The organism is Streptomyces sp. NPDC090025, from assembly GCF_044748125.1.
Taxonomy (GTDB): Bacteria; Actinomycetota; Actinomycetes; order Streptomycetales; family Streptomycetaceae; genus Streptomyces.
In genome coordinates this window covers 68,454-88,532 of record NZ_JBIVFL010000008.1, presented here as the reverse complement: position 1 = coordinate 88,532, position 20,079 = coordinate 68,454, and the positions used below count along the sequence as shown (strand labels likewise).

The following is a 20,079-nucleotide window of genomic DNA, read 5'->3' as shown; positions in this document are numbered from 1 at the left end:
CGCCGGACCGCGTCCCGATTTGCGGGCCGTGCCGGGCCGCGAAAGGTTGACCCTGGGGAGTCGCGCGGGGGTGCCAGGCCAGGAGGAGACGACATGGGCATCGCCACCGTGAACCCGGCGACCGGCGAGACGCTGCGGACCTACGAGGCGCACGGCCCCGCCGAGGTCGAGCGCCGCCTCGACGCGGCGCACGAGACGTTCCGGCAGTACCGCACCACCTCGTTCGCCGAGCGCGCCCGGCTGATGCGGGCGGCGGCCGCCCTCCTCGACGAGGACACCGAGGACATCGCCCGCACCATGACGGTCGAGATGGGCAAACCGATCGTGGCCGCCCGAGCGGAGGCCGCCAAATGCGCCAAGGCCATGCGCTGGTACGCGGAGCACGCCGAGGCGCTGCTCGCCGACGAGCACCCGGCCGAGGACGACGTCCGCGACGCGGGCGCCGACCTCGCCCGGGTCCACTACCGGCCGCTCGGCCCGGTGCTCGCCGTGATGCCGTGGAACTTCCCGCTCTGGCAGGTGATCCGCTTCGCCGCCCCCGCCCTGATGGCCGGGAACACCGGCCTGCTCAAGCACGCCTCCAACGTGCCGCAGACCGCCCTCTACCTCGGCGAGCTGTTCCGCCGCGGCGGATTCCCCGAGGGCTGCTTCCAGACCCTGCTCATCGGTTCCGGCGCCGTGGAGGGAGTGCTGCGCGACCCCCGGGTCGTCGCCGCGACCCTCACCGGCAGCGAACCGGCGGGCCGTTCCGTCGCCGCGATCGCGGGCGACGAGGTCAAGAAGACCGTCCTCGAACTCGGCGGCAGCGACGCCTACATCGTCATGCCCTCGGCCGACCTGCCCGGCGCCGTCAAGACCGCCGTCACCGCCCGCGTACAGAACAACGGGCAGTCCTGCATCGCCGCAAAGCGCTTCATCGTCCACCGGGACGTCTACGACGACTTCGCCGAACGCTTCACCGCCGCCATGAACGCCCTCTCCGTCGGCGACCCCCTCGACGACGACACCGACGTCGGCCCGCTCGCCACCGAACAGGGCCGCGCGGACCTCGAAGCCCTCGTCGACGACGCCGTGGCGGCGGGCGCCACCGTCCTGTGCGGCGGCGGCCGCCCCGCCGACCAGCCGCGCGGCTGGTTCTACCGCCCCACCGTGCTCACCGGCATCACCCCGGCCATGCGCGTCCACCACGAGGAGACCTTCGGCCCGGTCGCGACCCTCTACCCGGTCGCCGACATCGAGGAGGCGGTGGCCGTCGCCAACGACTCACCGTTCGGCCTGAGCTCCAACGTCTGGACCCGGAAGGACGAGGACGTCGCCTTCTTCGTACGGGACCTGGAGGCGGGCGGTGTCTTCGTCAACGGCATGACCGCGTCGCACCCGGCACTGCCGTTCGGCGGGATCAAGCGCTCCGGCTACGGCCGAGAGCTGTCCGGCCACGGGATCCGGGAGTTCTGCAACGTGACGACGGTGTGGCAGCGGGCTTGAGCGGGCCTGGCCCGGCGGGTGGATCCAAGATCCAATACCTCGGATCCGAAATCCTGGATCCGAGGTATTGGATACCGGATCTTGGATCCGAGACTGCGGATCCAATGCGTCGGATCCGAGATCCTGGATCCAGTGCGTTGGATCCGATACGTCGGATCCAAGATTCGGTATCCGGCAGCGCGGATCCACTATTTCGGAGCCGGTATCCGGTATTTCGGATCCAGGACTTCGGATCCAGGACTTCGGATGTTGGATCCAGGATGTTGGATCCGAACCCACGCGACCGCCCGTACTCCACCGGCCCTACTCCACGGCCCCTACTCCTCCCCGCGCGTCCATGACAGCAGCCGTTCCGCCGACCACGTGTTGATCACCCGCTCCGCCGCCACCCCGCACTCCTCCGCCCGCGCGCAGCCCAGGATCTGCCACTCCAACTGCCCCGGCGCGTGCGCGTCCGTGTCCACCGCGAAGTGCACACCCGCCGCCACCGCGAGCCGGAGCAGCCGCCGGGGCGGGTCCTGGCGCTCGGGGCGGCTGTTGATCTCCACCGCCGTGCCGGACTCCGCGCAGGCCGCGAAGACCCGTTCCGCGTCGAACTCGGACTCCGGGCGCAGCCGCCCACCGGCCACCAGCCGCCCGGTGCAGTGCCCGAGGACGTCCATCAGGGGGTTGCGGACCGCGCGCTCCATCCGGCGGGTCATCGACCGGGCGTCCATCCGCAGCTTGGAGTGCACCGAGCCGACCACCAGGTCCAGTCGGTCGAGCAGTTCGGGCTCCTGGTCGAGCGAGCCGTCCTCCAGGATGTCGCACTCGATCCCGGTGAGCAGCCGGAACGGCGCCCATTCCTCGTTCAGCCGCGCCACCACGTCGAGTTGCTCCCGCAGCCGGTCGGGCGACAGACCGCGCGCGACCTTGAGGCTCGGCGAGTGATCGGTGAGCACCGCCCACTCATGGCCGATCCGGGCCGCCGTGCGGCCCATGTCCTCGATCGTGCTGCCGCCGTCGGACCAGTCCGAGTGAAGGTGGCAGTCGCCGCGCAGCGCGGCCCGCAGTTCCTCACCGCCCTGCACCTCGGGCATCGGGATCTCCCGCTCCAGGCGCTCCAGATACTCCGGGACCCGCCCTTCGAGGGCTTCGCGCACCACGGCCGCGGTTTTCGGGCCGATGCCCTTCACCGCCTCCAGGGTTCCGGTGGCGGCCCGCCGGGCCACCTCCTCAGGCCCGAGCGCGGTGACCGCGGCCGAGGCCGTGCGGAAGGCGCGTACCCGATACGCCGGGGCCAGTGAACGCTCCAGCAGGAAGGCGATCCGTTCCAGCGCCGCCACCGGGTCCATCGTCCGCACCACCTCTCGCCCGCCGCAGCCGCCCTAGACGCCCGCGCCCGACCCCGTACCAGCGCCCGACCCCGTACCGGAACTCGACGCCCCGGACCCCGCCCCCTGCTCCGGCGTGCCGAACGCCGGTCCCGCCGGTCCCGGCCCGATCTCGCACCACACCGCCTTGCCCTCGCCGCGCGGCTCCACGCCCCACCGCACCGCGATCGCGTCCATCAGGAGCAGTCCGCGCCCCGAGGTCGCCGCCTCGCCAGGGGTGCGGCGGCGCGGCCAGGCGCTCGAACGGTCCTGCACCGAGAGCCGTACCCGCCGCACCGGTTCAGGCAGCACCTCCAGGGTGAGGACCGCGCCGCCCTCGGTGTGCAGGAGCACGTTGACCAGCAGTTCGCCGGTCAACAGCTCGGCGTCGTCGGCGAGTTCGGGCATGCCCCAGTCGACGAGGGCCTGCCCGACGGCGGCCCGCGCGTCCGACAGGCCCTGGGGATCGGCCTGGTGGATGTACTGGTGGATCCGCGGCGCCTTCGGCGTCCCCGGGTCCGGGCTGCGCCGCAGCACCAGCAGCGCCACGTCGTCGCCCGAACCCCAGCGCTCCCACAGGCGTTCGGAGAGATGGTCGGCCAGCGCCTCCGCCTGCGGCGGCCCGCTGCTCACCGCCTCGGCGAGCGCCGCGAGCCCCGCCTCGATGTCCGTGCCGGGCTGCTCCACCAGACCGTCCGTGCACAGCACCAGCGTCTCACCCGGCACCAGGTCGAGCCGGGTCTCCGGGAACTCCTCGTCCCCGAAGACCGTCGCGAGGCCGAGCGGCAGCCCGCCGCGCAGTTTCGGCCGGCCCACCCGCCCGTCGGTGTGCCGGATCAGTGGCCCCAGGTGCCCCGCCCGTACCCCGCGCACCGTCCCACCCGTGAGGTCGACCTGGGCGTACGTGCAGGTCGCGAAGCGGTTGGTGTCGAGCTCGGCGAGAAACCGGGAGGCCCGGGCGAGCACCGTCGACGGGGCGTGGCCCTCGCCCGCGTACGCCCGCAGCGCGATCCGCAGCTGGCCCATGATCGCCGCCGCGTGGGTGTCATGGCCCTGGACGTCGCCCACCACGACGCCGACCCGGCCGCGCGGCAGCGGGATCACGTCGTACCAGTCGCCGCCGACCTGCCGTCCGCTCCACGCCGCGTGGTAGCGCACCGCGATCTCGCCGCCGGTGATCTCCGGGATCCGGCGCGGCAGCATCGTCGCCTGCAGCCCGGTGGCCAGTTCCCGCTCCTCGTCGAACAGGATGGCGCGCTGGAGGGACTGCGCGACGATCGCGGCGAGACCGAGCAGCAGATTGCGTTCGTCGGCGTTGAAATTGCTGCGCCGCCGGTAGAACAGCGCCATTCCGCCCAGTGACCGGGCCTGCGCCACCAGCGGCAGGTAGCAGGCCGAACGGAACGGCATCCGGGCCACGTACGGCGCCAGTTCGGGGAAGTCCTGCGCGAGCGTCGGGAACGACGGCACGAACCGCGGCCGTCCGCTGAGCACGACCTCCGCGAGCGGCAGACCCCGGTCGAGGCGCCGGGTCCTGAAGTCGTCGAGACCGTCCATCGACTCGCCGCTCAGCGCGATCAGACTCAGCGAACCGTGCTCCACCAGCCCGAGCGCCAGACCCTCCGCGCCGAGCCGGGCGAGCCCGCCGGGACCGGTCAGCGACGCCGTCACGTCGTCCACGGTCACCGCCCGCGACAGCGCGTGCGTGGTCCGCTCCACGATCGTCGTCTGCACCTCGCGGCGCTTCTCCAGATCGAGCACGAACGCCGAATGGGTCACCTCGGCCGTCGCGTCCCGCACGATCCCCACGATCCGGTGCGCCATCCCGCCGCCCCGGCGCAGGATCCTGGCCTGCACATGCGTCCATTGGGGTGTACCGTCCGGCCGGTCGAGCCGGACGTGCGCGGTGTACGAGGAGCGCCCGCCGGTGATCGCGTCCCGGATCACCCGCTCCAGGCGCTCCCGCTCGACCGGACTGAGCCCGCGCACCAGCGTCGCCGGGCGCCCGTCGAACGCCCCCGGGGCAACACCGAAGACCAGCAGTCCCGCGTCGTCGACATCGATGGTGCCCGTGTCGAGATCCCAGTCGAAACTGCCGGTGCGGTTCATGGCGAGGCGCTCGGTCGGCCCGATCTCGCCGCCGCGCGCGGTCCGCTCGTCGTCGGTCATCCCCCCCATTGTCGAACCGGCACCCCGCGCACGCCATGGCGCGGACGCCGCCACGCGGACGGATTCGGCAGAATGGGCCGGTGCAGCCGCCCCGCCCCGCCACCCCCCAGCCCGCGAAGCCCGGGGACGTCCGCCCGATCGCCGACGCCGACATCCGCTCGACCGCCGATGCCGATGCCGACTCGGCCGCCCGGGCGGGCGTCCCGGCCGCGCCGCCGCGCTACCGCGTGCTCGGCCCCGCGCAGGCCCTCGGTGCCGACGGCAGCCCCGTCGCCCTCAGCGGCACCCGGCTGCGCGCGCTGCTCACCGCCCTCGCGGCGGCCGGCGGGCGGGCCGTCCAGCCGGACGCGCTGATCGCCCAGGTCTGGGCCGACGACACCGACGACGACCGGCTGGCCGCGCTCCAGGCCCTGGTCGGACGGCTGCGCCGGGCCATCGGCCGGGCCGCCGTCGACTCGGGCCCCGGCGGCTACCGGCTCGTCGTCGAACCCGCCGGCATCGACCTGTTCCGCTTCGAGCGGCTGGCCGACGCGGCCGTACGGGAACTCGACGCCGGACACCCGGGGCGCGCCGCCGACCTGCTCGACGAAGCCCTCGGCCTGTGGCGCGGCCCCGCCCTCGCCGACCTGCCGGGACACACCGACGACCCGCTCGCCGTCCGGGCCGAGCGGCGCCGCGACCGGGCCCGCCGCGACCGGCTCGCCACCGACCTCGACCTCGGCCGCGCCCAGGACACCCTCGTGCCGCTCGCCGCCCTCACCGCCGAGCACCCCCTCGACGAATCCCTGCACGCCCTCCGCCTCCGCGCCCTGCGCGCCGCCGGACGCCCGGCCGAGGCGCTGGCCGCGTACGAGAGCGTGCGGCGCGCCCTCGCCGACCGGCTCGGCACCGTACCCGGACCCGAACTGAAGCAGCTGTACGGGGAGTTGCTGACCGGCGACGCGCCGCAGCCCATCGCCGCCCGCAGGCCGGTCCCGCTGCCACCGACCTCGTTCCTCGGCCGTGACGAGGAACTCGACGCTCTGGCAGGCGCGTTGGGCACGGCGCGCCTGATCACCCTGACCGGCCCCGGCGGCGTCGGCAAGACCCGCCTCGCGCTCCAGGCCGCGGCGGCGCGTGACGGCGACGTCAGGGTCGTCGAACTCGCCTCCGTACGCGAGGAGTCGGACGTCCCCGCCGCCGTGCTCGCCGCCGTCACCTCCGGCGACACCCAGGTCTGGGGCGGCTCCACGCTCCCCGAATCAGGCCCCCGCGACCCGCTCACCGCGCTCGTCGAGCACTGCGCCCGCCGCCCCATGCTGCTGCTCCTCGACAACTGTGAGCATCTGATCGGGGCGGCGGCCGCACTGACGGCCGCCCTGGTCGCCCGCTGTCCCGGCGTGACCGTGCTTGCCACCAGCCGTGAGCCGCTCGGTGTGCCGGGGGAGCGGCTGTGGCCGGTGGACCCGCTGGGCCGGGACGCGGCGATACGGCTGTTCGGCGAGCGCGGCGCGGCCGTGCGTCCCGGGTTCCGGGTGGCGGACGATCCGGCGGCCGCCGCCGAGATCGTCCGCCGTCTCGACGGTCTGCCGCTGGCCGTCGAACTGGCCGCCGCCCGGCTGCGGATGCTCACCCCGCGTCAGATCGCCGACCGCCTCGACGACCGCTTTCGGCTGCTCACCTCGGGCTCGCGGACCGTTCTGCCACGCCAGCAGACGCTGCGCGCGGTCGTCGACTGGTCCTGGGAGCTGCTCGCCGAGGGGGAGCGGGCGGTGCTGCGGCGGCTCGCGGTGTTCCGGGGCGGCTGCGACCTGGCGGCGGCCGAGGCGGTCTGCGCCGACCCCGGCCGGGGCCCGGACGACGAGGGCGCGGACCGAGAGGTGCCGGTCGCCGACGTCCTGGACGCCGTCGGCGCGCTCGTCGACCGCTCCCTTGTCGTCGCCACCCCGGCCGAGAGCGGCGCGATGCGCTACCGGCTCCTGGAGACCGTTGCCGAGTACGCCGCCGAACGCCTCGACGAGGCGGGCGACCGCGCCGCCGCCGAACACCGCCACCTCGTCCACTACCGCGAACTCGCGAGGCTCGCCGACCCCGAACTGCGCGGTCCGCGCCAGGCCGCCGCGATGCTCCGCCTGGAGACCGAGCACGACAACATCCGGGGCGCCCTGCGCACCGCCGTACGGCTCGGCGCGGAGCAGGAGGCGCTGTGCCTGGTGCACGCCATGAGCTGGTACTGGCAGCTCCGCAACCACCAGTACGACGCCCGGACCTGGGTCCGCGAGGCGATCGCGCTCGGCCCCGACCCGTTCGCGCCGCCCGTGCGGCCCGCCGAACCCTTCCAGGGCCGCTGCGGCGACGTACCGCCGCCGTGGTCGGGGGAGCGGCTGTGGGAGGCTCGGCGCGGCGGGCGACTGCTCGCCGTCGCCACCGAGAGCGGCGGCGGCTCCGACGCCCTCGATCAGGCGGCCGTCCGCGCCAGGCTCGACGCCGTCATCGCCGCCTACCGCCCGGGCCTCCCGCAGACCTGCCGCCACCCCGGCGTCATGTGGTTCTTCGCCCAGCTGATGACCGGCCGGTTCGACAGCCTCGACGCGGCCCTCGGCGCACTGGCCGACGCCGCCCGCGCGCACGGCGACGGCTGGGACCTCGCCTTCGCGCTGCTGCTTCGCGCCAAACTGCTCGGCGGCCGGGCGGACGACGCCCGCCGGGCCCTTGCGGGCTTCGAGGCCGCCGGGGACTCCTGGGGCATCGCGGAGGCGCTCGCGGCGCGCGGCGAGACCTTCGAGCGGGCCGGGCGCACCGCCGAGGCCGCCGCCGCGCCCTATCTGATCGTCACCCAGTTCGCCACCGCCGCCTGGGCGCACGCCTCGCTCGGCGCCGCCGACCGGGCCGCCCGGCTGCTCGCCGCGTACGACACCCACCGTGCCACGCCCACCGGCGCGGGCATCCGCCCGCTCACCGCCCGCACCGAGGCCGCCGTCCGCGAGTCCGCCGAACGCGCGGTGCGGGCCGCGCTGCCCCCGGCGGAGTTCGCGGCACGGTACGAGGAGGGGCGCGCCCTCTCGCTCCTTGAGGCGGCGGCGCTGGTACGGGACTGAGCGCGGCCCCCATGGCTACGGCCGCCCGGTGAGCTTCGGCCCTGGCCTGGCGGCTACGCGTCCCGCAGGGCGAGGCGTTCGCTGGCCTCCGCCAGGTCCTCCGGGGTCGGGGCGTCGTCCTGGGTGAGGCGGCGGCGCCAGTAGCCCGTGAAGTCGATCGCGCGCCGGTCGACGCCCCGCTCGGCGACGAGATGGCGGCGCACCGCCCGTACCGTGCCCGCCTCCCCGGCGAGCCACGCGTACGGCGCACCCGTCGGCAGCGCGGCGGCCGCCCGTACCGCCGCGACCAGGGAGTCCTCCCCGTACAGCCAGTGCACCGTCAACTCACCGGCTGTCGGCAGCGGCTGGCGGTCGGCCGGGTCCGGGACCTGGACGAAGGCGACCGCGCGGCGGCCGGGCGGCAGCGCGGCGACGACGGTGGCGAGCGCCGGGAGCGCGCAGCCGTCCGCGACCAGCAGCGCCCAGTCCCCGGCGGCCGGATCCACCGGGGCGGCGAACAGCGCAGAGGGACCGAACATGCCCAGCACGTCCCCGGCCCGGGCACGGCGCGCCCACCGGGTGGCCGGGCCCTCGTCGGCGCCCTCGCCCGTACCGTGCAGGAAGAAGTCGATGTCCACGGTCCCGGCGACCGGATCGTGCGCCCGGATCGTGTAGCCGCGCATCCACGGGCGGCGCGCCTCAGGGATCGCCCCGTACGCCGCGTACCAGCGCATCACGTCCCCGTTCCGGTCCGGCGCGGGCAGCTCGGGCTCGTCCTGCCCCGGGCGCGGGAAGTACAGCTTCACCTGGGTGTCGGGTCCGGCGAGCGGCACGCCGCACAGGGACGGGTCGCCGAGGGTCACCCGGATCATGCGCGGGGTGACCGGCCGGACGGCGGTGACCCGCACCCGGCGCAGCGGGAAGGCGGCGGACGGCGCCGGGGCACCCGGACCGTTCGGATCCGTCGGACGGGGCGGGCCGGTCGGCTCCATCGGCATCGGGTGGGGCTCGGCCGGGTTCGTCGGGTGGGGGTCGGTCGCCATGCGGGTGGGCTCCTGTTCGTTCGGGCGGCCGCCAGGCCCGGACGGCGGCGGCTCGCGCCCCACCCTCCCGGCCGCCGTCGACACGGCACCGACACGACACCGGCGCGCCACCGACATGCGGGCGGCCGGGCCGGACACGAGAATGGCGAGTGCCACCCGCACATCGGAGGAGGCGGCATGAACGGTGACACCGGAAAGACATCCCGGGGGGACCTCCCGACGCCCGACAGGCTGTTGCACGCGGGCTCGGAGGGCAACTTCACGGCCGAGGACCTGGTCCTCGCCTCGGGCCGTGACGTGACGCCGAAGAACCTGGCCTGGGCGGAGCGCCGCATGGCGGAGAAGGGGCGTGCCTCCCTGGACGAACTGCTGCCCTGACCGCCGGGGCGCACGGCGGGCGCGTCCGGTCCCCGAACGGCCGCCCGCCGCTTCGATGTGCCCCTTCGACGCCCCCGGGGCCGGGCACCCGCGCTCAGTCCAGCGGGCAGACCGGGCTCAGGGCCTGCAGGTTCTCGATCCCGCCGCGCAGCTTCTCGGCGTTCTGCAGGGCGGCCGTGACATCGGGATGCATGTTGCCCGGAGGGGTCTCCGCCGCCTTGGTGTCGGCCTTCCCGTTGAACGTGACGGCCTGTTGCCGCAGTACGGACAGCACCGCGGCGTCGTCGGCCTTCCCGGCGGCGCTGCTCATGCCGTCGGCCAGCTGACGGTACGCGGCGGCGAGGTCCTGCGGTGTCCGCACGTCTCTGGCGGTGAGCGTGATGTTCGCGGCGACCGCCTCGGAACAGCCCGCGGGCTTGCTGTCACTCGTGGCGACCACGACGGTCACCGTGGTCGCGGCGACCACCGTGACGGCGGCGGCGGTGATGCCGGCCTTGGTGGTGAGGGTCGCGGCGAGTTTCCCGAAGGCGCCGGTGACCTTGCCGCCGGTCGCCGTGACCGTGGTGGTGACCGTCGGCGACAGGACGACCAGGGCCGCGGCCACGGCCGCCTTGTCGCCCTGCAGGAGGTTCCGGGTCTGCTCCTCGGCCCTGACGTAGTAGGCGTGGTCCTTGCCGAGGCCGCCGTGCAGGGCGGCGAACCGGCCGAGACCGTAGAGCTCCAGGGCGACCGAAGGGGACCCTGCGGTGAGCGCGGCGGGCACGGCGACCCGCACGAAGCGTGAGGTCAGCGCCCACTGCCGGCCGGCGTTCAGCCCTCGCGCGACGATCAGCAGCAGATGCGGGTCCGGTCGGCCCGGCAGGGTCTCGCGCCGGGCGAACGCGGCCTGCAGCCCCTCCGCCGCGATGGCGGGCGGGGCCGGATCCCAGCCCAGGTCCCGCACCGCGACCGCCGCGTCCCGGGTGATCGCGTAGCCGTCGCCGACGGCGACGACCAGCCTGCGGTCGAGCAGCTCCCGCTCGCTGCCCGCGTCGCCGGGGTGTCCGGTGACCGGCGCGAACCACACCGGGGCGAGCGGAGTCCCGAACGTGGCCAGCGCCACCAGGACCCGCCGGGCCGGTTCGCTCAGGGCGACCGCCAGCGCCGCCGCCTGGTGCCGGGGACTCAGCTCGGCCGGGTCGAAGGCGGGTGGCCGGTCGTGCGGCCCCCGGTCGACCCGGTCACGCCAGTCGTCCGATGCCTTGATGAAGCGGGCGTAGAGCAGCAGCCGCTGCGGTCGTCCTTCCGACATGCCGTACGCGAGGTCGAACTGGAGGTTCCGCAGACCCTCCGGGCCCAGTTCCAGGCCCAGTTCGGCATTCAGCAGCTCGATCGCGGCGGCCTCGGACAGCGGCTGCACGTGGTGGGCGGCCGCCGGGTCGGGCAGCGTCCGGTACGGCGAGGTGAACAGGAAGGTGCAACCGGAGAAGGTCTGCGCCAGGCGGCGCAGGTCGGCCTCGGCCAGCGCGCAGTCGATGACGGTGATGTGCGCGTCGCGCACGGTGGCGACGGCCTGGCGGAGTTCGGCCTCGTCGACCTCGCGCAGGAAGCGGTGGCCGAAGAAGACGGCCGCCAGCCGCTCGTACAGGGTCGCCAGGGTCGCGTTCTCCCCGGTGCGCGGGCGCAGCACATGACCCCGCGTCCCGCGGGCGCGCAGGCGCTGGTGCACGGCGTCCGCGATCGCGCTCCGGCCGACGCCCTCGTCCCCGTACAGCTGGACGCTCCTGCCCTCGGTCAGCTGGGAGACGACGGTCTCCACCAGTGCCCGGCGGCCGAACAGCCGGACGTCGGCGGGCGCCGGAAGCAGCTCGGGCCGGTACGCGGGAAGCGTCGTGAGACTGGGGACCTGGGCGTATCCGCCCTCCTGGAAGACCAGGTTGACGGTGTTGTCGCCCTGGTTGACGATGCCGTGGTTGACCTCCACCACGGCCTTGCGGGCGCCCGGCACGGAGGCGTCCGCGCCCACCGCGCCCACCGCGCCCGGCCGCCCGGCCCGGTCCTCCGGCGGGGTCCCGGCGGTGCTCATCGGCCCACGATGTTCGTCGCGCCGTCCCCGGTGGAGACGATGCCCGTCACGTCCCCGCCCACGGTCACGGTGCGCGCACCGGCGGCCTCCGCCCCCGGCGCGGGCAGCAGGGCCGCCAGCTCCGCGCGCAGCTCGGGGGAGTCCCGCAGCGCCCGCCGGATCCGCAGGCGCAGGGCGGCCACGGCGTCCTCGTCGTCGCCCGCCTCCGCCAGGTCCGTCACCGCCGCCTCCAGCGCCGGACGATCCGGGCCGCTGCGGCGCAGCCGTTCGAGCAGACGCTGCCCGAGGCGCACGGTGGCACCGGCGGCCTCGTCCTCGGCCCGGGTCAGCACGGCGGCGCCGTAGGCGCTCACCGCCGCGCTGATCGCCGGGACGGTCTGACCCAACAAGATCTCGATCTCGGACACGGATACCCCCGTAGTCGTGTCGGCGCGTGTGACGCACCGGAAGGCGACTGCCCATCGGTGCGGCGGCTGACTTCTGTGTACCGAGAACCTTCGGGCGCCGAACCTCCCGCCCGCACATTGGCGCGAAAACGCAGGGGTGACCGCGCCCGGCCCGCGCAAGGGCCTTCCGCATTTATGGAACACGTTCTACCGTGGCGCCGCACCGCGCGGAGCACTCAGTCACGGGAGACGCCATGCATCTCGAGTACACGCCCGCCCAGCACCGCCTGCGCGCCGAGCTGCGTGCCTACTTCGCGGAGCTGGTCCCCGAGGACGTCCACGCCCGCTACGCGGACCCGGCCGCGCAGAAGCGCTTCTACCGGGAGACCGTGCGGCGGCTCGGCACGGACGGCTGGCTGGGCGTCGGCTGGCCCACCGAGTACGGCGGGCGCGGTCTCACCCCGATGGAGCAGTTCATCTTCTTCGACGAGGCGGCCCAGGCGGGCGTCCCGCTGCCGCTGATGGCGCTGAACACCGTCGGGCCGACGATCATGCAGTTCGGCACCGACGAGCAGAAGGACTTCTTCCTGCCGAAGATCCTCTCCGGCGAGATCGACTTCGCGATCGGCTACAGCGAACCCGACGCGGGCACCGACCTCGCCGCCCTGAAGACCCGCGCGGTGCGCGAGGGCGACGAGACCACTGGGCACTACGTGGTCAACGGGCAGAAGATCTGGACCACCAACGGCGACACCGCCGACTGGGTCTGGCTCGCGGTCCGCACCGACCCGGCCGCGCCGCCGCACAAGGGCATCACCATGCTCCTGGTGCCGACCAGCGACCCCGGCTACTCCTGCACCCTGATCAACACCCTCGCCTCGCACGACACCACCGCCAGCTACTACGAGGACATCCGGGTGCCCTGCTCGCGCCGGGTCGGTGCCGAGAACAAGGGCTGGCGGCTCATCACCAACCAGCTCAACCACGAGCGGGTCACCCTCGCCGCGCACGGCACCATGGCCATCCGTGCCCTGCACGACGTGCAGCGCTGGGCCGCCGACACCAAGCTCGCCGACGGTCGCAGGGTCCTCGACCTCCCCTGGGTCCGCCGCACGCTGGCCCGTACCCACACCCGGCTCGACGCCATGAAGCTGCTCAACTGGCAGATGGTCAACGCCGTGCAGCAGGGCACCCTCACCCCGCAGGACGCCTCCGCCGTCAAGGTGTACGGCTCCGAGGCCCGCCGCGACGCCTACGCCTGGCTGATGGAGATCACCGGCGCGGCGGGCGCCCTCAAGGAGGGCTCGGCGGGAGCCGTGCTGCACGGCGAGCTGGAGCGCGGCTACCGCTCGGCCGTCATCTTCACCTTCGGCGGCGGCAACAACGAGATCCAGCGCGAGATCATCTCGTGGATCGGCCTGGGCATGCCCCGCGTCCGCCGCTGACCTGTACGGGTGTACAGGCATACGCGTGTACGGGTCCGCCGACCGCTGCGGCGGGCCCGCGTCGGCTAGCCCCGTGCGGCCCGCAGGCCGTCCACGATCAGGGTCAGGATCCGGGCCGCGCGCTGTTCGCCGCCGTGGGCCGGGTCGATCCGCCACAGGACGCCGAGCTGGAGGAGCACGTCCTCGGGGTCGAGATCCGGCTTGAGGCTGCCGTCCGCGGCGCCCGCCGCGAGGAGCAGGGCGATGGCGGCGACGAAGGGGCGGTAGTGCTCGTCGTCGAGTCCGCCGGCGGTCGCCGCGTGGATCACCTCGGCGACCCCGAACTTGAGCCGGCCGTAGTGCGCGACCTCCTCGAACCACAGCCGCAGGGCGTCCAGCGGCGGGTGCTCGGCGAGGAGCGCGGGGGCGCGGTCGATCAGCCGCTGGATGTCGTGCCGGTACAGCTCCATGACCAGCGCTTCCCGGGTCGGGAAGTGCCGGTAGAGGGTGCCGATGCCCACCTGGGCCGACCGGGCTATCGCCGTCAGTGACGCGGAGCCCGACGCGGCGAGCGCCTCGCGGGCGGCGGCAAGGATGCGCTCGCGGTTGTCGACGGCGTCCTTGCGGGTCGGCTTCGCCGGGGGGTTCGCGGGCGGATCGGCGGTGGGGTCTGCGGTGGGGTCCGTGGGGGGCGGGGTCATGGGCGGGGATGTCCCATCGGGTCGGCGGCGGCGGCGAGGCGGGCGGGTCGCGTCGTGCGGGTCGTGCGGATCGTGTCGACTTGTTAAGCGGAGGGCCCTCCGTTACGTTGGGGAAGTGTCGCGGAGGCCCCTCCGTTTCATTCTGGCACAGCCACCCCGACCCGTGGAGGACACGTCATGGCCGAGCTCGTTCTGGTCACCGGGGGCACCGGCTACATCGGCGGCTGGTGCATCACCGAACTGCTGCGCCGCGGCTACGACGTGCGCACCACCGTCCGCTCCCCGCAGCGGGAGAAGGCCGTCCTCGACGCCGTCTCGACCGAGGTCGACCCGGCCGGGCGGCTGAGCTTCGCCGTCGCCGACCTCACGGCGGACGACGGCTGGGACCTGGCGATGAAAGGCGTCGACCACGTCCTGCACGTCGCGTCCCCGCTCGGTGCCGCGTCCGACGACCCACAGGCCCTCATCGGCCCGGCCCGGGACGGCGCCCTGCGCGTGCTGCGCGCCGCGACCGGGGCGAACGTGCGCCGCGTGGTGATGACCTCGGCCGCCAACGCGGCCAGCCCCTCCTCGTACGCCACTGAAGGCGTCACCGACGAGACCCTGTGGACCGACCCCGACGACCCCACCCTCATCCCGTACCGCCGCTCGAAGACCCTCGCCGAGCGCGCCGCCTGGGACTTCATGGCGGACCACGACGGGCCCACCGAACTGACCACGGTCCTGCCCGGCGCGGTCTTCGGGCCCGTCCTGACCGCCGACACCCTCGGCTCGGTCGGGATCGTCGCCCGCATGATCACCGGCGAGATGCGCGGCGTCCCGCGCATCGGCCTGGAGGTCGTGGACGTACGCGACCTCGTCGACGTCCACATCCGGGCGATGACCGCACCGGCCGCCGCCGGGCAGCGCTTCCTCGCCACGGGGGAGTTCCTGTGGATGGCGGACATGGCCCGCACCCTGCGCGACGGCCTCGGCGAACGCGGCCGACGTGTCTCCACCCGGCAGATCCCGGACTTCGCCGTCCGCCTGGTGGCCCGCTTCAAGGACCCCTCGCTGCGCGAGATCACCCCGGCCCTCGGCCGCCGCAACCGCCACACCACCGAGAAGGCCCGCACGCTGCTCGGCTGGGAGCCGCGCCCGGCCCGCGAGACGGTCCTGGACTGTGCCAATTCGCTGATCGCGCACGGCGCCGTGGGCTGACCCGCCGCCCCCGACGGGCGCGCCAGGCACCGACGGACCGCCGTCCCCTGAAGGCGGAAGTCGAGCCCACGCGCGCGTGCCCTCAGCGGGCCGCCCGCAGCTCCCCGTACAGCTCGGGACCCGGTACGGCGCGCGCGGGCCGCTCCCGCTCCGCCCGGCGGACCAGCTCGATCAGCCGCTCGTTCACCGGCACCTGTATCCCGTGCTCGGCGGCCAGGGCCACGATCTCGCCCTGGAGCGAGTCGATCTCGGTGGGGCGGCCGTCGCGCAGGTCCTCCCACATCGAGGAGCGGGCGGCGGCGTCGATCCGCAGGGTGGCCGCCGCGACCCGGCGGAAGAGCGCGTCGGGCAGTCCGAGCAGGTACGGGGTGACGGCGGGCGCGGTGGGGCCGAGGCGGGCCGGTGCGACGCCCGCCGCACGGAACACGGCCAGCGCCTCCCGCTGGCAGAGCGCCAGACAGCGGCGGTACGCCCGCTGCCCCAGCTGCTCGCGCAGCGGGAGCCCGGACAGCGCGTTGATCGCGTTGTTGAGGTTCAGGAGCAGTTTGGCGTGCTGCACCTCGGCCATGTCGGGCCGGGCCTCGGCGTCCAGATCCGCCGCGCCGAGCGCCGCGTGCAGCGCCGGATCAGGCTCCGTCATCAACACCCCCGGCATGCCCTGGTGCACGGTGCCGGGCGCCGAACGCACCACGTTGTACGGGACCATCCCGGCCAGCACCCGCCGCCCCGGCAGCACCGCGCGCAGCGCCGCCGCGTTGCGCAGCCCGTTCTGGAAGCTGACCACGACGGCCTCGGGGCCCAGGTGCGGGGCGAGTTCACGCCCGGCGGCCTCGGTCGCCGCGCTCTTCACGGTGACCAGGACGTAGTCGGCCCCGGCCGCGGCCGACGCGTCGGTCGCCACCGTCAGCCGCTCGGGCGCGAGACGGACCGGCGGCCGGGCGAAGTGGGTGAGGGTGAGGCCCTGTTCCCGCAGGGTCGCCATCGCCGCGGGCCGCCCGATGAGCGTCACCTCGAACCCGGCGGCGGCGAGGGCGCCGCCGAGATGGCAGCCGATGCTCCCGGCTCCGAGGACGGCGAAGCGAGGCCGAGGCTGCGGCATGAGGGCTCCTGGGGGCGAATTGGGTGGGTGGGTGGGGCGGGTGGGGCGGGCGGGAACGTGAGGCGGCGGGCTGCGAGATGCAGTGTGCCTGGTGGGGCGGAAGGTGACGAGATCGGGGTCGGCCGGGAGGCGCCCTCGGGTTCTCCGGTCGCCGACATTGCCTTTCCGTGCCATCCATTGCAACGGCTCGTTGCGTTTATTCGTCACCCCATTGCATCGAAATACCGCGCCTTACCTGCTGTTATGCATTCTCGATGATTGACCGATCATTGAACGCAACGTAGCGTTCGTGGTCATACGAACAAGGCGACGTGAAACGAGGAACGGCCATGAGCACAACCCCGCACACCGTCACCACCCTGCCGGCCACCCGTCCGGCCGGTTGCCCCTTCGACCCGCCCGCCGAGCTGCTCGACGCCCGCGCCCACGGCCCGATCAGCCGCTACGTCCATCCCGGCGGCAAGTCCGGCTGGCTGATCACCGGCCACGAGCTGGTCCGCTCGGTGCTCGCGGACCCCCGCTTCAGCTCCCGCAAGGACTTGATGAACGTGGTCGACTTCGAGCTGCCGCCCGCCCCGCCCGGTGAGTTCCTGCTCATGGACGAGCCCGACCACAGCCGCTACCGCAAGCCGCTGGTCGGCAAGTTCACCGCGCGCCGGATGCGGCTGCTCACCGAGCGGATCGAGCAGATCACCGCCGACCGGCTGGACGCCATGGAGCGGACCGGGCCCACCGCCGACCTGGTCACCGCGTTCGCCAAGCCGATCCCGACCATCGTCATCTGCGAGATCCTCGGCGTCCCTTATGAGGACCGCGACTCCTTCCAGGAGCAGATCGACACCTTCATGAACGGCGAGACCGGTGACGAGGAGCTGATCGCCGCCTACACCGCCACCCAGGAGTACCTGGCGCACCTGGTCGCGGCCAAGCGCGCCGCCCCCACCGACGACGTCCTCAGCGAACTCACCGCGAGCGACCTCACCGACGAGGAGCTGAAGGGCATCAGCCTGATTCTGCTCGCCGCCGGTTTCGACACCACCGCCAACATGCTCTCGCTCGGCACCTTCGCCCTGCTCCAGCACCCGGAGCAACTGGCCGCGCTGCGCGCCGAACCCGCCCTGACCGACCGGGCCGTCGAGGAGCTGCTGCGCTATCTGACCGTCGCCAAATCATTCATGCGGACGGCCACCGAGGACGTCGAGGTGGGCGGTCAGCTGATCGAGGCGGGCACCACCGTCGTGCTCTCGTACCACACCGCCAATCGCGACCCCGAGCGCTTTCCCGACCCCCACGCCCTCGACCTGCGCCGCGAGTCCGGCGGGCACCTCGCCTTCGGCCACGGCAGCCACCTCTGCCTCGGCGCCCAACTCGCCCGCATCGAGATGCGGGTCGCCCTCCCCGCGCTGCTCGACCGCTTCCCCGGCCTGCGGCTCGCCGTACCGCCGGAGCAGGTGGCACTGCGCCCCGAGACCGCCGACATCTACGGCGTGAAGAGCCTCCCCGTCACCTGGGACGCCTGACCCCCGGACCCGAGCGCGGGCCGTCCCACCGCGCCCGCGGCTCCCACCAGGGCGTTTGGCACACTGACATGATCCGCACGGCAGCGGACATGCCATGGCCACGGCATCAGCCGCAGCCATGACCACGGCCGACCGGCCCGAACTCCCGAGGAGCCGCGCCCTTGAGCGTCCCGACCGTCACCGACACCGTGCCCGGACAGCTGGACCTCGCGGGCCCGGTGGGCAAACTGCTCCACCGGCGCCCGCTGCACCACAGCACCGTGATGCAGTCCCTCGCCTTCGACCCGGTCTCCGGCGACCTGTTCGTGCTCCAGGCGATGGACGGCGGGGTCAGACTGGCCGACGAGGCAGCCGCCCTCACCTACGACACCCGCAAGGAGCGCGGCGACCTCTGCCTCACCCGGCTCACCCCGGCCGGGACGATCACCGGCCACATGTTCCTGCGGGGCTTCGGACACGGCGTCAACCTGGGCGTGGAGCACCGCGACGGCGCCCTCCACCTGTGGACCGAGGCCGTGTCCCTGCCCAACAGCAAGCGGGAGGGCTACGGCAGCGCCGTCGTCGGCTTCCGCTACGCCGACGGCGACATCGTCGACTCCGGCACCGCCCGCCACACCCCGCCCTGGAGCCCCGACCCGGCCGCCCGCTTCCTCACGCCCACCGTCGACCACGGCGCGGGCGAGCTGATCGTCCGCTTCTCGCTCGGCGGCGCCACCCACTGGGAGCGCCACGAGCTGGCCAGGGCCGCCGCGGGCGACTGGAGCGCACCGCTCCAGCGCCTCACCCCCGCCCTGCCCGCCGGGACCTTCCAGGGGTACGCGTCCCACGCCGGGGTCCTCTACACCCTCCAGGGCGACGCGTACGGCGCCGCCAACCCTGTCCCTGGCAACACCTGGCTGACCGCCTTCTCCTGGGCCACCGGCGCCCGCCTCGACCGTCAGCCGCTCACCGCCGCCCCCGGTCTCACCTGGCGCGAGCCGGAGGGCCTGGCCGTCGCCGTCCGGGACGGTGTGCCGTACCTCCACATCGGCTACGCCTGCGAGGACCCCGGCCCCCGCACCTGCACCGTCCTGACGCTCTCCGGCGCCCCGGAGACCGACGGCGTCAAGGTCCTCACGGACTGGCAGCCGCTCGCCCTCGCCCCCGGCGTGACGGCCGATCAGCATCCGCCGCGCGCCCGGCTGATCAGCCTCGCCGGGCAGACCACCCTCCAGTTCGGCGGCGGGGTCAAGGGAACCTTCACCGCCGACACCGTCATCGGGGCCCTGCCCGACACCCTCACGCCCAGTGTCACCGCCCGCGCCACCGTGCCCTGCGGCGCCCCGGCCGGGACCGCCGGGCCGGTCGTCGCCCGCGTCGAGGTCGGCACCGACCGCGCGGTCCGGCTCTACGGGGCCCGCGCCGCCGCGCCGATCGGCTGGGCACAACTCGACAGTTTCAGCGCCGCCTGGCGCTGAAACCCGTCCCTGCCCCGGCCTTTCCGGGATCCCGGATCCCGGATCCCGGATCCCGGATCCCGGATCCCGGATCCCGGATCCCGGATCCCGGATGTCGGATCCCGGATGTCGGATCCTGGATGTCGGATCCTGGATCCGATCCCGGACCTCCCCGCCGCCCCCGCCGTCACCCTCCGCCTCGCTCGCCCCGCCCGTCACACCGTCCCAGGAGCGTCCCGCCCATGAGCACCACCCACCACGGACACCACCGCCGTCGCAGCGTCCTCGGCGCCGCCCTCGGCCTGCCCGCCGCCCTCACCGTCGGCGGCCTCGCCGCCGCGAGCCCGGCCGCCGCCGCGCCCGGCACCGTCGACGCGGGCGCCTGGACCCCGCTCGTCCTGGAGCCCGCCGTCACCCCGAACCCGGGCGCCGCCCCCGAGGTCCGGCTGGTCACCATCGCCGGGACCACCTTCCTCCAGGCCCGCGGGCTGATCAGCGGCAACCTCACCGGCGACCTGCGGATAGGCCGCCTCGCCGACGGCTTCACCCCGCCCACCAGCCACGTCCGCGCCACCGCCACCCGCAACAACAGCCAGGGCGTCAACGCCTGCCGCTTCGAGATCAACCCGGCCGGTTCGGTCACCCTGTTCGGCGCCACCACCGGCAACCCGATCACCTGGGCGCAGTTCGACTCCGTCCAGACCGTCTGGCACTGACCACCCCGCACCGAGCCGCTTCGCGCCCAACCGTTCCCGCCCGCCCCTC

The 20,079-nt window shown here is 74.2% G+C and carries 15 protein-coding genes; 8 read left to right on the top strand and 7 right to left on the bottom strand.

Annotation, left to right across the window (positions count from 1 at the left end):
• Positions 1–93: 93 nt before the first annotated feature.
• Positions 94–1,485, top strand: coding sequence for an NADP-dependent succinic semialdehyde dehydrogenase (locus tag ACIPXM_RS20000; RefSeq protein ID WP_401657101.1), 1,392 nt, complete (start codon positions 94–96; stop codon positions 1,483–1,485).
• A 317-nt stretch (positions 1,486–1,802) separates the two neighbouring features.
• Here the strand turns inward: ACIPXM_RS20000 and ACIPXM_RS19995 are convergent, their stop codons facing one another.
• Both ACIPXM_RS19995 and ACIPXM_RS19990 read right to left on the bottom strand, forming a co-directional pair.
• Positions 1,803–2,819: a PHP domain-containing protein gene (locus tag ACIPXM_RS19995; protein ID WP_401657099.1), complete on the bottom strand. Its 1,017-nt coding sequence runs from the start codon at positions 2,817–2,819 to the stop codon at positions 1,803–1,805.
• 33 nt (positions 2,820–2,852) lie between these two features.
• Positions 2,853–5,006 carry a SpoIIE family protein phosphatase gene (locus ACIPXM_RS19990; RefSeq protein ID WP_401657097.1) on the bottom strand — a complete coding sequence of 718 codons (2,154 nt, stop codon included), beginning with the start codon at positions 5,004–5,006 and terminating at the stop codon, positions 2,853–2,855.
• Positions 5,007–5,086: 80 nt separating this feature from the next.
• Between ACIPXM_RS19990 and ACIPXM_RS19985 the strand changes: the two genes are divergently transcribed.
• Positions 5,087–8,083, top strand: a complete 2,997-nt coding sequence (locus ACIPXM_RS19985; protein ID WP_401657095.1) for a BTAD domain-containing putative transcriptional regulator — start codon at positions 5,087–5,089, stop codon at positions 8,081–8,083.
• A 53-nt stretch (positions 8,084–8,136) separates the two neighbouring features.
• Here the strand turns inward: ACIPXM_RS19985 and ACIPXM_RS19980 are convergent, their stop codons facing one another.
• The gene (locus ACIPXM_RS19980) at positions 8,137–9,105 is read right to left on the bottom strand and encodes a siderophore-interacting protein (RefSeq protein WP_401657093.1); all 969 of its coding nucleotides are present in this window, start codon (positions 9,103–9,105) and stop codon (positions 8,137–8,139) included.
• A 177-nt stretch (positions 9,106–9,282) separates the two neighbouring features.
• On the opposite strand from ACIPXM_RS19980, the gene ACIPXM_RS19975 reads away from it, so the two are divergent.
• Positions 9,283–9,483: a hypothetical protein gene (locus tag ACIPXM_RS19975; RefSeq protein WP_401657091.1), complete on the top strand. Its 201-nt coding sequence runs from the start codon at positions 9,283–9,285 to the stop codon at positions 9,481–9,483.
• A 94-nt stretch (positions 9,484–9,577) separates the two neighbouring features.
• On the opposite strand, the gene ACIPXM_RS19970 is transcribed toward ACIPXM_RS19975, so the two are convergent.
• Together ACIPXM_RS19970 and ACIPXM_RS19965 are read right to left on the bottom strand one after the other, a co-directional pair.
• Complete coding sequence (locus ACIPXM_RS19970) at positions 9,578–11,548, bottom strand: ATP-binding protein (protein ID WP_401657089.1); 1,971 nt, start codon at positions 11,546–11,548, stop codon at positions 9,578–9,580.
• On the bottom strand, positions 11,545–11,955 hold the full coding sequence (locus tag ACIPXM_RS19965; RefSeq protein WP_401657087.1) for a hypothetical protein: 411 nt from the start codon (positions 11,953–11,955) through the stop codon (positions 11,545–11,547). Before ACIPXM_RS19965 ends, ACIPXM_RS19970 begins: the two co-directional genes overlap by 4 nt.
• 233 nt (positions 11,956–12,188) lie before the next feature.
• Between ACIPXM_RS19965 and ACIPXM_RS19960 the strand changes: the two genes are divergently transcribed.
• Complete coding sequence (locus tag ACIPXM_RS19960) at positions 12,189–13,379, top strand: acyl-CoA dehydrogenase family protein (protein ID WP_401657085.1); 1,191 nt, start codon at positions 12,189–12,191, stop codon at positions 13,377–13,379.
• Positions 13,380–13,444: 65 nt separating this feature from the next.
• Here the strand turns inward: ACIPXM_RS19960 and ACIPXM_RS19955 are convergent, their stop codons facing one another.
• The gene (locus tag ACIPXM_RS19955) at positions 13,445–14,059 is read right to left on the bottom strand and encodes a TetR/AcrR family transcriptional regulator (protein ID WP_401657083.1); all 615 of its coding nucleotides are present in this window, start codon (positions 14,057–14,059) and stop codon (positions 13,445–13,447) included.
• Between the two features lie 177 nt (positions 14,060–14,236).
• Between ACIPXM_RS19955 and ACIPXM_RS19950 the strand changes: the two genes are divergently transcribed.
• Positions 14,237–15,259, top strand: a complete 1,023-nt coding sequence (locus ACIPXM_RS19950) for an NAD-dependent epimerase/dehydratase family protein (RefSeq protein ID WP_401657081.1) — start codon at positions 14,237–14,239, stop codon at positions 15,257–15,259.
• A gap of 82 nt (positions 15,260–15,341) precedes the next feature.
• On the opposite strand, the gene ACIPXM_RS19945 is transcribed toward ACIPXM_RS19950, so the two are convergent.
• Entirely contained in the window at positions 15,342–16,358 is a 1,017-nt protein-coding gene (locus tag ACIPXM_RS19945; RefSeq protein ID WP_401657079.1) for a 2-dehydropantoate 2-reductase, read from the bottom strand.
• A gap of 329 nt (positions 16,359–16,687) precedes the next feature.
• Here ACIPXM_RS19945 and ACIPXM_RS19940 point away from each other — a divergent pair, with 329 nt between their 5' ends.
• The 3 genes from ACIPXM_RS19940 (at position 16,688) to ACIPXM_RS19930 (ending at position 20,030) form a co-directional block, all read left to right on the top strand.
• Positions 16,688–17,878, top strand: a complete 1,191-nt coding sequence (locus tag ACIPXM_RS19940; protein WP_401657077.1) for a cytochrome P450 — start codon at positions 16,688–16,690, stop codon at positions 17,876–17,878.
• A gap of 161 nt (positions 17,879–18,039) precedes the next feature.
• Positions 18,040–19,335, top strand: coding sequence for a hypothetical protein (locus ACIPXM_RS19935; protein WP_401657075.1), 1,296 nt, complete (start codon positions 18,040–18,042; stop codon positions 19,333–19,335).
• 221 nt (positions 19,336–19,556) lie between these two features.
• Complete coding sequence (locus tag ACIPXM_RS19930) at positions 19,557–20,030, top strand: hypothetical protein (RefSeq protein ID WP_401657073.1); 474 nt, start codon at positions 19,557–19,559, stop codon at positions 20,028–20,030.
• Positions 20,031–20,079 lie beyond the last annotated feature (49 nt).

Coding starts and splice junctions, on each gene's coding strand:
- ACIPXM_RS20000 (WP_401657101.1), top strand. CDS start 94: ATGGGCATCGCCACCGTGAACCCGGCGACCGGCGAGACGCTGCGGACC.
- ACIPXM_RS19995 (WP_401657099.1), bottom strand. CDS start 2,819: ATGGACCCGGTGGCGGCGCTGGAACGGATCGCCTTCCTGCTGGAGCGT.
- ACIPXM_RS19990 (WP_401657097.1), bottom strand. CDS start 5,006: ATGACCGACGACGAGCGGACCGCGCGCGGCGGCGAGATCGGGCCGACC.
- ACIPXM_RS19980 (WP_401657093.1), bottom strand. CDS start 9,105: ATGGCGACCGACCCCCACCCGACGAACCCGGCCGAGCCCCACCCGATG.
- ACIPXM_RS19975 (WP_401657091.1), top strand. CDS start 9,283: ATGAACGGTGACACCGGAAAGACATCCCGGGGGGACCTCCCGACGCCC.
- ACIPXM_RS19970 (WP_401657089.1), bottom strand. CDS start 11,548: ATGAGCACCGCCGGGACCCCGCCGGAGGACCGGGCCGGGCGGCCGGGC.
- ACIPXM_RS19960 (WP_401657085.1), top strand. CDS start 12,189: ATGCATCTCGAGTACACGCCCGCCCAGCACCGCCTGCGCGCCGAGCTG.
- ACIPXM_RS19955 (WP_401657083.1), bottom strand. CDS start 14,059: ATGACCCCGCCCCCCACGGACCCCACCGCAGACCCCACCGCCGATCCG.
- ACIPXM_RS19950 (WP_401657081.1), top strand. CDS start 14,237: ATGGCCGAGCTCGTTCTGGTCACCGGGGGCACCGGCTACATCGGCGGC.
- ACIPXM_RS19945 (WP_401657079.1), bottom strand. CDS start 16,358: ATGCCGCAGCCTCGGCCTCGCTTCGCCGTCCTCGGAGCCGGGAGCATC.
- ACIPXM_RS19940 (WP_401657077.1), top strand. CDS start 16,688: ATGAGCACAACCCCGCACACCGTCACCACCCTGCCGGCCACCCGTCCG.
- ACIPXM_RS19930 (WP_401657073.1), top strand. CDS start 19,557: ATGAGCACCACCCACCACGGACACCACCGCCGTCGCAGCGTCCTCGGC.